The sequence below is a fragment of the uncultured Jatrophihabitans sp. genome, from assembly GCF_964252635.1.
Taxonomy (GTDB): Bacteria; Actinomycetota; Actinomycetes; order Mycobacteriales; family Jatrophihabitantaceae; genus Jatrophihabitans.
On the sequence record NZ_CAXUNP010000038.1, the window covers coordinates 25,094 to 38,042 of the forward strand.

At 71.8% G+C, this 12,949-nt stretch carries 14 protein-coding genes and 1 pseudogene; 9 read left to right on the forward strand and 6 right to left on the reverse strand.

The annotated features are described in order from the left end of the window. The first annotated feature begins 41 nt into the window (after positions 1–41). A complete protein-coding gene (locus ACFFCA_RS15350) occupies positions 42–689 on the forward strand; it encodes a hypothetical protein (protein WP_375486307.1) in 648 nt (215 codons plus the stop codon). 9 nt (positions 690–698) lie between these two features. On the opposite strand, the gene ACFFCA_RS15355 is transcribed toward ACFFCA_RS15350, so the two are convergent. Together ACFFCA_RS15355 and ACFFCA_RS15360 are read right to left on the reverse strand one after the other, a co-directional pair. Continuing rightward, complete coding sequence (locus ACFFCA_RS15355) at positions 699–1,997, reverse strand: D-arabinono-1,4-lactone oxidase (RefSeq protein ID WP_375486309.1); 1,299 nt, start codon at positions 1,995–1,997, stop codon at positions 699–701. 34 nt (positions 1,998–2,031) lie between these two features. Beyond that, complete coding sequence (locus ACFFCA_RS15360) at positions 2,032–3,006, reverse strand: GlxA family transcriptional regulator (protein ID WP_375486311.1); 975 nt, start codon at positions 3,004–3,006, stop codon at positions 2,032–2,034. 90 nt (positions 3,007–3,096) lie between these two features. On the opposite strand from ACFFCA_RS15360, the gene ACFFCA_RS15365 reads away from it, so the two are divergent. Beyond that, a complete protein-coding gene (locus ACFFCA_RS15365; protein ID WP_375486313.1) occupies positions 3,097–3,231 on the forward strand; it encodes a hypothetical protein in 135 nt (44 codons plus the stop codon). Further along, positions 3,228–3,467 carry a hypothetical protein gene (locus ACFFCA_RS15370; RefSeq protein WP_375486315.1) on the forward strand — a complete coding sequence of 80 codons (240 nt, stop codon included), beginning with the start codon at positions 3,228–3,230 and terminating at the stop codon, positions 3,465–3,467. Before ACFFCA_RS15365 ends, ACFFCA_RS15370 begins: the two co-directional genes overlap by 4 nt. Here ACFFCA_RS15370 and ACFFCA_RS15375 read toward each other — a convergent pair. Further along, positions 3,426–3,977 (reverse strand): NADPH-dependent FMN reductase, encoded by a 552-nt coding sequence (locus ACFFCA_RS15375; RefSeq protein ID WP_375486317.1) that lies wholly within the window; start codon positions 3,975–3,977, stop codon positions 3,426–3,428. The genes ACFFCA_RS15370 and ACFFCA_RS15375 overlap by 42 nt on opposite strands. A 71-nt stretch (positions 3,978–4,048) precedes the next feature. Further along, positions 4,049–5,155, reverse strand: a complete 1,107-nt coding sequence (locus ACFFCA_RS15380; RefSeq protein ID WP_375486319.1) for a citrate synthase 2 — start codon at positions 5,153–5,155, stop codon at positions 4,049–4,051. A gap of 132 nt (positions 5,156–5,287) precedes the next feature. Between ACFFCA_RS15380 and pdxH the strand changes: the two genes are divergently transcribed. From pdxH to ACFFCA_RS15395, 3 genes are all read left to right on the forward strand, one after another. Continuing rightward, positions 5,288–5,929: a pyridoxamine 5'-phosphate oxidase gene (gene pdxH / locus ACFFCA_RS15385; RefSeq protein ID WP_375486321.1), complete on the forward strand. Its 642-nt coding sequence runs from the start codon at positions 5,288–5,290 to the stop codon at positions 5,927–5,929. 301 nt (positions 5,930–6,230) lie between these two features. Beyond that, positions 6,231–7,484: an MFS transporter gene (locus ACFFCA_RS15390; RefSeq protein WP_375486333.1), complete on the forward strand. Its 1,254-nt coding sequence runs from the start codon at positions 6,231–6,233 to the stop codon at positions 7,482–7,484. Continuing rightward, the gene (locus tag ACFFCA_RS15395; protein WP_375486323.1) at positions 7,481–8,389 is read left to right on the forward strand and encodes an aldose 1-epimerase family protein; all 909 of its coding nucleotides are present in this window, start codon (positions 7,481–7,483) and stop codon (positions 8,387–8,389) included. Before ACFFCA_RS15390 ends, ACFFCA_RS15395 begins: the two co-directional genes overlap by 4 nt. 176 nt (positions 8,390–8,565) lie before the next feature. Here the strand turns inward: ACFFCA_RS15395 and ACFFCA_RS15400 are convergent, their stop codons facing one another. Further along, positions 8,566–9,921 carry a cryptochrome/photolyase family protein gene (locus ACFFCA_RS15400; protein ID WP_375486325.1) on the reverse strand — a complete coding sequence of 452 codons (1,356 nt, stop codon included), beginning with the start codon at positions 9,919–9,921 and terminating at the stop codon, positions 8,566–8,568. Positions 9,922–9,972: 51 nt separating this feature from the next. Here ACFFCA_RS15400 and ACFFCA_RS15405 point away from each other — a divergent pair, with 51 nt between their 5' ends. From ACFFCA_RS15405 to ACFFCA_RS15415, 3 genes are read left to right on the forward strand one after another with little or no spacing between them, the layout of a single operon-like run. Next, a complete protein-coding gene (locus tag ACFFCA_RS15405) occupies positions 9,973–10,377 on the forward strand; it encodes a DUF5709 domain-containing protein (protein ID WP_375486327.1) in 405 nt (134 codons plus the stop codon). Further along, the gene (locus ACFFCA_RS15410) at positions 10,377–11,018 is read left to right on the forward strand and encodes an MBL fold metallo-hydrolase (RefSeq protein ID WP_375486329.1); all 642 of its coding nucleotides are present in this window, start codon (positions 10,377–10,379) and stop codon (positions 11,016–11,018) included. Before ACFFCA_RS15405 ends, ACFFCA_RS15410 begins: the two co-directional genes overlap by 1 nt. Beyond that, positions 11,015–12,133, forward strand: a complete 1,119-nt coding sequence (locus tag ACFFCA_RS15415; protein WP_375486331.1) for a dipeptidase — start codon at positions 11,015–11,017, stop codon at positions 12,131–12,133. The genes ACFFCA_RS15410 and ACFFCA_RS15415 overlap by 4 nt, the downstream gene beginning before the upstream one ends. A gap of 6 nt (positions 12,134–12,139) precedes the next feature. On the opposite strand, the pseudogene ACFFCA_RS15420 reads toward ACFFCA_RS15415, so the two are convergent. Then, positions 12,140–12,949: pseudogene (locus ACFFCA_RS15420) on the reverse strand (hypothetical protein); the annotation flags it as partial.

A 12,949-nucleotide genomic window follows, 5' to 3' on the forward strand; every position in this document is an offset into this window, starting at 1 on the left:
CCCGGCTCGCCAATTGCCGCGATGGTGACGACTATGGAGCTGTGCAGGACCATCTCGTGGGCGATGTCGTGCGGCTCGTCGACACGTCGAGCGTGGGTTGGGCGGGGTTGCGCCGGTGGCGCCTCGACCGCGGGACCCCCGCCGCGGCGGCCGGCGAGGTGCGTCAGCACGCCGGCACCGGGGGTTACCGCGCGCGCCGAATGCTCGCAGGCAGCGCGCGCCTGGCGGCCCTGCCGGCGGTGTACGACGTGCTGGACACGTCGGGTCAGGCCTGGCTGCGGATCGACCTCGAGAAGTGCGCCTTCGCCCGGACGGCGGCGGCGACGGTCAGCGCGGGCGACGCCGTGCTCGGCGTCGTGCCCCCGGTCCGTCGCATGCCGCTGGGGATCGGGCTGACGGTCACCACCGAGGACGACGCGCCGCTGCTCGTCGTGCCGGACGAGCGGGGGCTGTCGTGGTCGGCGCTCGACCCCGCCGGCCTGCCGGTCGCCCGCGTAGAGCACATCGCCACCCGCACGGGATGGATCGACCGGCGCGTGCGGACCACCGGCCCGGCCCGGGCCGCGGCGCGGCCGGACGACGACCCGTCGCTGTCCGGGGATGTCATCAGTTTCGAGCGGTCGTCGACGCCGCTGCAGCGCGGCCTCGTGCTCGGGCTCGCCGTGTGCCGTGCCCACCCGCGCTACTGAGCCGCAGGCTCAGCTGCCCAGGACCTGCACCAGGTAGTCGTTGCCGAAGGTGCGGTGCGGGTCGAGGGTGTCGCGCAGGGCCGCGAAGTCGCTCAGCCGCGGATAGGTCGTGGCCAGCGACGCCGCGTCGCGGTGGTGCAGCTTGCCCCAGTGCGGTCGCCCGTCGAACGCGCGGGCGATGTCCTCGACGGCGCGGAAGTATGCGTCGTGGTCGCGGCGGTGGTACTGGTGCACGGCGACGTAGCCGGTGTCACGGCCGCTGGCCGTGGAGAGCCACAGGTCGTCGCCCGCGGCGAAGCGCACCTCGACGGGGAAACCGATCAGCTCGCCGCTGCGGCGCAGCCACTGCTCGATCCCGGCCAGCAACTCCGGTACGGCGGCCCGCGGCACGGCGTACTCCATCTCGCGGAAGCGCACCGTGCGCGGTGAGGCGAACACGCGGTAGGAGCGGTCGACGTACCCCCGCGCCGACAGCGCACGCGACGCGATCTCGTTCACCCTCGGCACCAGCGACGGGCGGCGGGTCGTCAACCGGTTGACGCCCTCGAAGAGGGTGTTGGACAGGAACCGGTCGTCGAGCCAGTGGCGGGCCCGGCCCAGCGGCTGCAGGGCGGTGCCGGGCAGGACGCGGTTGTTCCGTTTGGTCAGTACCCGCCGGGTGTGCGGAAACCAGTAGAACTCGAAGTGGTCGTTGCCGGTGACCTCGTCGTCGAGGTCGGCCAGCACGGTGTCGAGCGTCGACGGCGCCTCCGCGGCCGCCAGCGCGAACGCGGGCTCGCACTGCAGGGTGACGGTGGCGATGACGCCCAGCGCGCCGAGCCCGACGCAGGCCGCGGCGAACAGGTTCGGGTCGTCGGCGGCCGAGCAGCGGCGCAGCGAGCCGTCGGCCAGGACGAGCTCGAGCGCGTGCACCTGGGTGGCCAGGCCACCCAGCTTCGCGCCCGTGCCGTGGGTGCCCGTCGAGATGGCGCCGCTGATGGTCTGCACGTCGATGTCGCCGAGGTTGGCGAGGCTCAGCCCGAGCTGCCACAGCGCGTCGTTGAGCTCGTGCAGGCGGGTGCCGGCGAGCACGGTGACGAGCCCGCAGGAACGGTCGGCGTGCACGATGCCGCTGAGCCGGTCCAGGCGCAGTTGCACGCCGTCGGTGGCGCCGATCGCCGTGAACGAGTGCCCGGCCCCGATGGCCTTGACCCGTTGCCCGCGTGCGGCCGCCCCGGCGACGACGGCCTGCAGCTCGGTGACCGTCGCCGGGCGCGCCGGCGTGACGTCGGCCTCGACCGTGCCGGCCCAGTTGCGCCACAACGTCATGCGGAGGTCCTTTCGCTCACCACGTCGTCGTGTCTCAGGCGGGTACCCGGAACGTCCGGCGGTAGGACGTGGGGGACGTGCCGACGATGCGGGTGAAATGGTGCCGCAGCATGGCGGCTGTCGAGAAGCCGCAACGGTCGGCGACGGCGTCGACGGAGTCCGTGCCGGACTCGAGCATCCGCCGCGCCAGCAGGACCCGCTGGTGGGTCAGCCACAGATGCGGGCTCGTGCCCGTCTCGTCGTGGAAGCGGCGGGCGAACGTCCGCGGGCTCATGGCGCTGCGCGCAGCGAGCGAGTCGACGCTGTGGTCGTCGGCCAGCTCGTCGAGCAGCTCGTCGAGCAGCGGCGCCAGGGTGTCGGCCGGACGGGCGCGGATCGGCACCTCGACGTACTGGGCCTGGCCGCCGTCGCGGTGCGGCGGCATCACCATGCGGCGGGCGACCTTGCGGGCGACCTCCTCGCCGTGGTCCTGGCGGATCAGGTGCAGGCACAGGTCGAGCCCGGCCGCGGTACCGGCCGACGTCAGGACCGGGCCGTCGCACACGAACAGGACGTCGCGGTCGATGCGGGCCAGCGGGTGGCGCGCGGCGAGCTCGTCGGTGTGCCGCCAGTGCGTCGTGCACTCGCGCCCGTCGAGCAGCCCGGCCGACCCGAGCAGGAACGCGCCGGAGCAGAAGCTCATGACGCGGGCCCCGCGGGCCACCGTGCGGCGCAGCAGGTCACGGATCTGCTCGAGCTCGGCGTCGTAGTCGGGGTTGTCGACGGGTTCGGTGTCGTAGAAGGCGGGGATGACGACCAGGTCGGCGGTGTCCGCAGCCTCCAGCCGGTGCGGAGTCCTGATCGTCCAACCGGCACCGGTGACGACCTCGGGCGTCACCGACACGAGGATGCAGTCCTGCCGGGGGATGCCCTCGTCGGTGCGGTCGACGCCGAAGCCCTCCCAGGCGATACCGAGCTCGAACGGGGCGACCCCCGGCACTGCGACGATGGCGACGCTGCGGATCGTCATGGCGGCTCCTCCGGTGCTGTGGCAGGAAATCGACGAACGTTGACAACAAGTCGCTCGCGTCAGGATATCGCTGATCGCAGACTTGGTGCCATGACTCCCTTCTTGATCCTCGTCCTGATGTTCGCGGCGCTCGTAGTCGCAGCCCTGCGGGGTGCGACGGCCGACTCCCGTGACGTCCGCTTCGACCTGGGCCGGCTGGACCGGCCGCGGGGCGGTGCGGCATGAACGCCCTGCGCACTTTCTTCGCTTCTGTGTCCGAGGCGAACCAGCGCGTGGCGCTGATCCAGCAGCCCTGGCTCGAGGACTTCGTCCACTGGTGCGGTGACGGCGAGGACGCCGTCCTGCACGGTCACCGCTCGTTCCGGGGGAAGCGCTCGCCGGCCGTGACCTCGTCCGGCTGGTGCCTCGGGATGTCCCGCTCAGCGCGCCGCGTCGACGAGGTGCCCGAGCACGCCCGCTAGCGCCGCTCGGGCGTCGGCGTCGTCCACCAGACCGTCGGCGCCGATCAGCTCGTGGTGCACGGGCACGCTGATGCACGCCTCGGGCACGACCCGGGCCTGTACATAGCCGAGCACGGTGGCCAGCTGGTCGTTGGCGCCGTGCCCGCGGCGCGGGTCGGCGGCGGCGTTGACCCAGGCCACCGGCTTGTCGGTCATGACCGTGCTGCCGACCGTCCACTCGAGCAGGTTCTTCAGGGCTCCGGGCATGCTGCCGGCGTACTCGGGCGTGCAGAACAGCAGCGCGCTGGACGCGGCGACCGCGGCGCGCAGCGACACCACGGCCGGGGGCAGCGGCTCGCTGTCGTCGTCGGGGTTGAAGTAGGGCAGCCCGGTCATGCCGTACCGGACGGTGGCGACCCCGTCCGGCGCGCAGGCCAGCGCCGTCCGCACCAGCGCCGAGTTCGTCGACCCCGCCCGCGTACTACCCGAGACCAGGAGAATCCGAGAGGTTGCGCTGGAACGCTCAGGCAACAGCAAGTCCCTCACCGACGCTGGGAGGAATTGACAACAGAAAAGTCCCGGGGAGGCGGGTCAGTCGCGGACTAGGCGTGGGCGATGTCGTCCCAGCCCTCGACGTCCTGGGGCTTGCGCGGGTCGGGGCCGATGTAGCGGGCCGACGGGCGGACAAGACGCCCGGTCTTCTTCTGCTCCATGATGTGGGCGCTCCACCCGGCGGTCCGGGCGCAGGTGAACATGGCCGGCATCATGTGCGGCGGGACCTCGGCGAAGTCGAGGATGACCGCGGCCCAGAACTCGACGTTCGTCTCGATCGGGCGGTCGGGGCGGCGCTCGCGCAGCTCGGCCAGGGCCGCCTGCTCGAGGGCGTTGGCGGCCTCGAAGCGCGGGGCGTCGAGCTCCTGACAGGTGCGGCGCAGCACGCGGGCGCGGGGATCCTCGGCGCGATAGACGCGGTGCCCGAAGCCCATGAGGCGGTCGTGGCGGTCGAGGATGTCGGTGACGACCTTGCGGGCGTCGCCGGTCTTCTCGACCTCCTGGATCATGGGCAGCACGCGGGCCGGGGCGCCGCCGTGCAGCGGGCCGCTCATGGCGCCGATGGCACCGGACATGGCGGCGGCGACGTCGGCGCCGGTCGAGGCGATGACGCGGGCGGTGAAGGTGGAGGCGTTCATGCCGTGCTCGGCCGCCGAGCAGAAGTAGGCGTCGACCGCCTTGGTGTGGCGGGGGTCCGGCTCGCCGCGCCAGCGCACCATGAAGCGCTCGACGATGGTCTCGCTCTGGTCGATGCGCGACTGCGGGATGGCCGGCGTCGACAGGCCGCGGGCGGACTGTGCGGCGTAGGAGAGGGCCATGACGGCGGCGCGGGCCAGCTGCTCGCGGGCCTCCTCGTCGCTGATGTCCAGCAGCGGCCGGTAGCCCCAGACGGGTGCCAGCATGGCGAGTGCGGCCTGGACGTCGACGCGGACGTCGCCGGTGTGCACCGGGATCGGGAACGGCTCGGCCGGCGGCAGGCCCGGCCCGAACTTGCCGTCGACGAGCAACGCCCACACGTTGCCGAAGGTGACGTGCCCGGCGAGGTCCTCGATGTCGACGCCGCGGTAGCGCAGCGCGCCGCCGTCCTTGTCGGGCTCGGCGATCTCGGTCTCGAAGGCGATGACGCCTTCCAGTCCCGGGCTGTAGTCGTCTGCCATGGACGTGCTCCGATCCAGTCGCTCTCGTATGAACGTGCGCGGTCACGCGTCACGGTCGGTGCGCCGCGGCGTGCGTCCCATTCTGCTCACACGCCGCCCGCGCGTCGCGAGTCAGGTGCGAGGATTGTCTCGATGACTGATCCGGCCGGTTTGCGGCGTCGCTACGCGCGGGGCCATCTCGACGACGACGCCGTCGCCGATTCGTGGTTCCCGCAACTGCGGTCGTGGTTCGACGAGGCGGTCGCCGACCCCGACGTCCTCGAGGCGAACGCGGTGCAGTGGGCGACGGTGACCCCGGACGGGCGGCCCGCGGTCCGGACCGTGCTCGTGAAGGGGCTCGACGAGCGGGGGATCGTCGTCTACACCAACTACGAGTCGGCGAAGGGCCGGGACGTGGCGGCGCACCCGTACGCCGCGGCCGTGCTCCTCTGGCCGACGCAGGAGCGCCAGGTCCGCCTCAGCGGCACGGTCGAGCGGGCGACCCGGGCCGAGACGGAGGCCTACTTCGCCTCCCGCCCGCGTGAGTCCCAGCTCGGCGCGTGGGCCTCACCGCAGTCGCAGGTCGTCGAGTCCCGTCATGCGCTGGACGCCCGCGTCGCGCAGGTCGAGCAGCGCTTCGGCGACGGCCCGATCCCGGCGCCGCCGTTCTGGGGCGGCCTGCGGCTCGTCCCGGACGCGGTCGAGTTCTGGCAGGGCCGCCCGGGTCGGGTCCACGACCGGATCCGCTTCCGGCTCGACGGCGACGCCTGGGTCCGCGAACGGCTTGCCCCGTGACCGTCCCATCATCGCGAGTTGTCCGCGCCGCCACGTGTCCTGGCGCGTTCGGCCGCGGACAACTCGGGGCCGAATGGCGCGACCTGGATCTGTCGGCTTCTCCGACGCGGTGGTCAACTCGTGGCCCGATTTCGCGCCACGGTGTCAGAGAAGCGAGCCCCACCCGGTCCACCTGGGCGCAGCCGTGAGCGGCACGGACGGACGCACCCCTGCCGGCGCGGGCCCAGGACCGGACGAGCTGATCGATCCGACACCCGACCCCGCCGAGGCGCCGGACCAGGCCCGGACGTTAGGCCGGTTACTGCGCCGGCAGGCCGTCGACACCCGCCCGCTGGCCATCCCCGCGTACAAGCGCCTGCTCATCGGTCAGGGCACGTCGTTCATCGGCTCGATGCTCACCCAGGTCGCCGTACCCGTGCAGGTCTACGCGATCTCGCACTCGTCGCTCTATGTCGGCCTGGTCGGCCTGGCCGGGTTGGTGCCGATCGTCGTGTTCGGGCTCTACGGCGGCGCCATCGCCGACGCCATCGACCGTCGCGTCCTGTACTTCTGGTCCTCGATCGGCACGTGGCTGGTGACGCTGGCCCTGCTGGCGCAGACGCTCGCCGGCCTGAACAACGTCGGCATCATCCTGGGCCTGGTCGTCGTGCAATCGGGGTTCTTCGCGGTGGCGTCCTCGGCGCGCGGGGCGATCATCCCGCGCATCGTCGACGAGGATCTGGTTCCGGCCGCGAACACGTTGAACTTCACCGTCGGCAACATCGGCCAGGTCGTCGGGCCGCTGATCGCGGGCGTGCTCGTCGCGCTGCCGCACGGCTTCGAGTACGCCTACTCCATCGACGGCCTGCTGTTCACGGCCGCGCTGTACTCGGCGCTGAAGCTGCCGTCCATTCCTCCGGACGGCACCGGGCAGAAGCTCGGACTGCGCTCCGTCGTCGAGGGTCTCGCCTTCATCGCCACCCGGCCGGTGCTGGTCATGTCGTTCGCCGTCGACATCTGCGCGATGGTCCTCGCCATGCCGCGCGCGCTGTTCCCCGAGGTCGCCGACCAGCGCTTCGGCGGCAACGTCGGCCCGCTGTACGCGGCGATCGCCATCGGCTCGGTGGTGGCCGGCCTGTCCAGCGGCTGGATCGGCCGCGTGCGCAGGCAGGGTGTCGCACTGACCATCGCCATCGTCGGGTGGGGTGGCGCGGTCGCCCTGTCGGGTCTTGCGCACCGTCTGTGGTTGGCCGTGCTGCTGCTGGCCGTGGCGGGCGCCGCCGACCTCGTCAGCGCCGTCTACCGCCAGACCATCCTGCAGACCTACGCACCCGACGAGATGCGGGGCCGCATGCAGGGTGTGTTCATCGCGGTGGTGGCCGGTGGCCCGCGTCTCGGTGACCTCCGTGCCGGCGGCACCGCAGCGGCCACGGGGCCGACGTTCTCGTGGGTCGGCGGTGGGGTGGCCTGCATGGTGGTGGTTGCGATCGCCGGCGTCGCGGTGCGCTCGTTCTGGCGCTACGACGCCAAGGCCGAGGTGCCGGTGGACCCCGAGCCGCTACCGTCCACGGCATGAGTCTGTGCGGGCAGGTCTGGACGATCACCTCGGGTGAGCACCGTGCCGAGATCGCCGAGGTCGGCGCCGGGCTGCGCCGCTACACGGTCGGGGACGACGACGTCACCTGTCACTACGGCGACGACGAGCTGCCACCCAAGGGGTGCGGCACCACCCTCGTCCCGTGGCCCAACCGCATCCGCGGCGGGCGGTACACCCTCGACGGGGTGTCCCAGCAGCTCGGCCTGACCGAGCCCGACAAGGGCAACGCCATCCACGGCCTCGGACGCTGGGCGCGCTGGTCGTTGCTCGAGCAGGCCGCCGACAGGGTGCGGCTGGGGCTCGACGTCGTGCCGCAGAAGGGTTACCCGTTCGAGGTCCACGCCGAGGTGCACTACGCCCTCGACGCCGACGGCCTGTCGGTGGAGCTGTCGGGTCGCAACGACGGGAGAACCCATGCGCCGTTCGGCATGGGCTCGCACCCCTACCTGTCGACGCGGGGGACGCCGCTCGACGACGTGGTGCTGACGGTCCCGGTGGGCGAGACGTTCGAGGTCGACGACCAGCAGATCCCGCTGCGGCGTCGACCGCTCGGCGACGACGAGGACTTCCGCGCTGGGAGCCGGCTCGGCGACCGCCGCTTCGACCAGGGGTTCACGGATGTCCGCTTCGAGGACGTCGACCCGCCGGCCGAGGCGCAAGCCGTGGCCCGGCTGCGCGGCGACGGCTTCAGCACGTCGCTGTGGCTGGACGACGCGTTCGGGTTCCTGCAGGTCTACACGGTCGACGAGGTCGCGCCCGGACAGTCGGGTGTCGCGTTCGAGCCCATGTCGTGCGCACCCGACGCGTTCAACTCCGGCGACGGGTTGCTACTGCTCGAGCCCGGTCAGACGTGGTCCGGCCGCTGGGGCATCGCCCCGTCCTGACCGGGCGGGCCCTCACGTCGGCGCTCGTCACCGTCGGATCGCGCCTGGTCGTAACGTCGACCGCGATCAGAGGGTGACGGGCGCTCGGAACGGATCAGCCGTCCCGCGGGATCATCGTAGGTTCGACAGGTGCGGCCTCGTCAGTCGGCAGGCTATGCCGGCCAGCGTCGTCCGCCTCACGACGAGCTGTGCGCGCGGGCCGCCTGGTAGCGGTCGAGGGCCACCTGGCGTTCCTTCTTGTGGTCGACGATCGGCTCGGGGTACTTCGGCGGCGGGGCGTCGAGCTCCCAGGGGGTGTGCGCCTGCTTGCCCTCGACCTCGCGCAGTTCCGGGATCCACCGTCGGACGTAGTCGCCGTTCGGGTCGAACTTCTGGCCCTGCGTGATCGGGTTGAAGATCCGGAAGTACGGCGCGGCATCGGTGCCGGACCCGGCCACCCACTGCCAGCCGTGCTGGTTGGAGGCCAGGTCGCCGTCGACCAGGTGCTTCATGAAGTGCCGCGCGCCGTGCTGCCACTCGATGTGCAGGTCCTTCACGAGGAAGGACGCGACGATCATGCGCACCCGGTTGTGGATCCACCCGACCGCGAGCAGCTGGCGCATGCCGGCATCGACGATCGGGAAGCCGGTCTCACCCTTCGTCCACGCCTCGAACGCCTTGGTGTCGGCGCGGGCGTAGTCCATGCCGGCCAGCTCGGGGTTGAAGTACTCCCGCGCCGACTCCGGCCAGGTCGCCAGGATGGTCGCGTAGAAGTCGCGCCAGGCGATCTCGCCGCGGTAGGTGTCGTCGCCCGGCCCGAGGTCGGCCAGGATGGTGCGCGGGTGGATCGCACCCCACTTCAGGTACATCGACATGTGCGACGTGCTGTCGAGGTCCGGCCGGTCGCGCTCGTCGCCGTAGTTCTTCAGCGCGTTGTCGTGGTACTTCTTCCACGTTTTGCGAGCCGCGTCCTCGCCCGCGTCCGGAAGCTCCAGCGTGGCGGGCAGCTCCGGGTCCTTGGGGATGTCGTCGCTGCGCACGTCGGTGTGCCAGTCGACGCGGCCGCTGATGGTCGTGGCAGGAGAGTGCCAACCGCGGTCCTTCCAGGCCCGGTAGTAGGGCGTGTACACCTTGTAGACCTCGCCGTCCTTCTTCGCGAGCTGGCCCGGCGTGACGGCGTAGGGCGACCCGGTGCGCACGAAGCGGACGTCGTCGCCCAGCGCCTTCTCGACCGCCTCGTCGCGTTTGCTGCCGTACGGGCCGAAGTCACCCGTGACGTGCACCGCCGACGCGTTCGCCTCCTTGACGACCTTGGGCACGACGTTCACCGGGTCGCCGCGTCGGACGATCAACCGCCCACCGTGCGAGCGGAGGTCCTCGTCCAGGGCGCGCAGCGAGCGGTACAGGAAGGCGATGCGCGGGGCGCCGGCCGGTTTCAGCAGGGCGGGGTCGAGGACGAACAGGGCGACCACGGGGCCGTCGCCGGCGGCTTCGTGCAGGGCGGGGTTGTCGCGCAGACGCAGGTCGCGTCGGAACCAGAGGACGGACGTCATAACCGCAGCCTGCCCGTGACACGTCCGTAGGAACCGGGAAGGGTGATCGACGTGACCGAGAACGATTCCGACGACCTGTACGTCGGCACCGAGTTCAGCGCCGACCAGGGGACCAGCGAGACCCTCACCGGCGACAACACCCAGGACCCGTTGGAGGCCGGCTACACCCCGCCGGAGCGCCCGAACAAGAGCTGGCGCGGCGAGACCGCCGAGGAGGACCGCGACGGCGAGAGCCTGGACGAGAAGCTCGCCGAGGAGGAGCCCGAGGTCAGCGAGGCGGACCTCGAGAACGCGTGGGAGGACGACCGCGCCGGGCGTCTGGTGGCCCCGGACGAGGGCGCGCACGCCGACGAGGAGGCCGACGAGATCGCCACCGACGTCGGACGGGCCGGTTACGCAGCGACGGCCGAGGAGGCCGCCATGCACATCTCGGACGGGCCCGAGGACGAGGGCTGATGGAGCTCACCAAGTTCACCCACTCCTGCGTCCGGCTCGACGACGGCGACCGCACGCTCGTCCTGGACCCGGGATCGTTCAGCGAGCTCGACGAGGCGCTCGACGGCGCCGACGCGGTGTTCGTCACCCACGAGCACATCGACCACCTGGAGCCCGACCGGCTGCGCACCGCGTTGTCGGCCGACTCCCGGCTGCGGCTGTACGCACCGGCGCCCGTCGCCGAGATGTTCGGCGAGTTCGGCGAGCAGGTCGAGACGGTCGAGACCGGGCAGTCCTACGAGGTCGCCGGCTTCCCCGTACGCACCTTCGGCGGGCAGCACGCGGTCATCCACCCGACCATCCCGGTCATCGCCAACGTGGCCGCGTTCGTGGCCGACACCGTCTACCACCCCGGTGACTCGCTGATCGTCCCGCCCGTCGACGTGCCGGTGCTGTTGGCTCCCATGCACGCACCGTGGTCCAAGACGTCCGAGGTCATTGACTTCGTGGTGGGCGTGCGCGCACCGAAGGTGACCGGCATCCACGACGCGTTGCTGATCCCGCCGGGCCTGGCGATGGTCGAGGGCCACGTCGGGCGGCTGGGCGGCGAGCACGGCAGCGAGTTCGTGCACCTGTCCCCGCGCGAGACCCTGACCGTATGAGCGCAGCCGCGCGCGAGCTGCTCGCCCGGCACCCCGTCCTCGACGGCCACAACGACCTGCCGTGGGCGATGCGCGACGCCTTCGGATACGACCTGGCCGCCAACCCGCTCGACGTACGGGGTGATCGCCTCGCCACCGACCTCGTCCGCCTCGACGAGGGTGGCGTCGGCGCGCAGTTCTGGTCGGTGTTCGTGCCGTGCGCACTCGGCGAGGGCTCGGTGGCGGCGACGATCGAGCAGGTCGACTTCGTCCTGCGCATGATCGCGCACTACCCCGACCGCATGATGCTGGCCCTGACGTCCGGCGACGTCGAGCAGGCGCTCGCCGAGGGACGCGTGGCGTCGCTGATGGGCGCCGAGGGCGGGCACTCGATCGGCGGCTCGCTGGCCGTGCTGCGCACGCTGCACGCGCTCGGTGTCCGGTACATGACGCTCACGCACAACGACAACGTGCCGTGGGCCGATTCGGCCACCGACGAGCCGGCGGTCGGCGGGTTGTCGGCCTTCGGCCGCGAGGTCGTCACCGAGATGAACCGGCTGGGCATGTTGGTCGACCTTTCGCACGTGGCCGCCACGACGATGCGCGACGCGCTCGCCTGCTCGCTGTCGCCGGTGATCTTCAGCCACTCGTCGGCGCGGGCCGTCACCGATCACGTGCGCAACGTGCCCGACGACGTGCTCGACACGCTCACGACCAACGGCGGGGTGTGCATGGTGACGTTCGTGCCCGCGTTCGTCTCCGACGACGTCCGTGAGTGGGACGAGGCCGTGCTGGCCGGGATGGCGGAGCGCGGCGAGGACCGCCGGGACTGGGCGGCACACACGGCAGCCGCGGAGCGTTACGCCCGCCGGGTGCCGGCGCCCGAGGCGACGGTGCCGCAGATCGCCGACCACGTCGAGCACGTCCGCGAGGTGGCGGGCCTCGAGCACGTGGGGATCGGCGGCGACTTCGACGGCTGCGACCCGATGCCGGCCGGCATGACCGACGTGTCGTGCTACCCGGCGCTCGTCGACGAGCTGCTCTCGAGATCGTGGTCGGAGGCGGAGCTCGCCGCGCTCACGTACGGCAACGCGCTGCGCGTGCTGCACGACGCCGAGCGGGTCGCGACCGGCTGAGTCCGATCAGCTCGCGCAGACCGACGGCGTGCTGTTCGGGAACGGCGCCGACTTCCAGAACTGCGTGAAGATCGTCTCGCTGCTGATGTTCGACCCCGACGGTGCGTAGAACTGCACGAGGAACGTCGGGATCGAGCAGACCGAGCTGGTGACGTCGCCGAACCCGGCCGACGACGGCGCCTTGTACAGCAGGCCGCGCCGCATCTGCTGGATCGTCCAGTACTGCTTGGTGTACTTGTGGTCGGTGACCAGGCCCGAGCCGTAGGCCGTGACGTCGCTGGCGCTGGCGAAGCGGCCGACGTTCACCTCGATCTTGGTGCCGCTGAGGTTCTTGCAGTTGATCTGGTCGACCATGCCTTTGACGGTCGAGTCGGGCCCGGTCAGCGTGCACGTGGCGCCCTTGTAGGCGCCGGCCGTGTCGTCGGAGTGCGCGCCCACGAGGTCGGTGAACTGCGAGTACTTGTCCCAGCCCGGCGTGGTGGTCGACGCGCTAGTGGTGGAGGCCGAGGCCGACCCGCTGGTGTCGCCGCTGGCCGACCCGGTGCCGGAGGACGTGGGGCCGGTGGAGCCGCTGCGCTCGGCCGACGAGCTGCTGCCGCCGCTGGCCACCACCACGATGATGATCACGGCGATGATGACGACGACCGCCGCGATGGCGATCGGGATCGACGTCTTCCGGTTCGTGACCAGCCCGCGGAACCCGGACGGCGTACCCGCACCCTGCGTCGCGCCGCCGGTCGGCCCGGTGGGTGGGCGGTTCGGCGGGCCGGCGGCGAACGCCTGCGGGCCGCTGGGCGGGCGTTGGCCGGGAGGGGT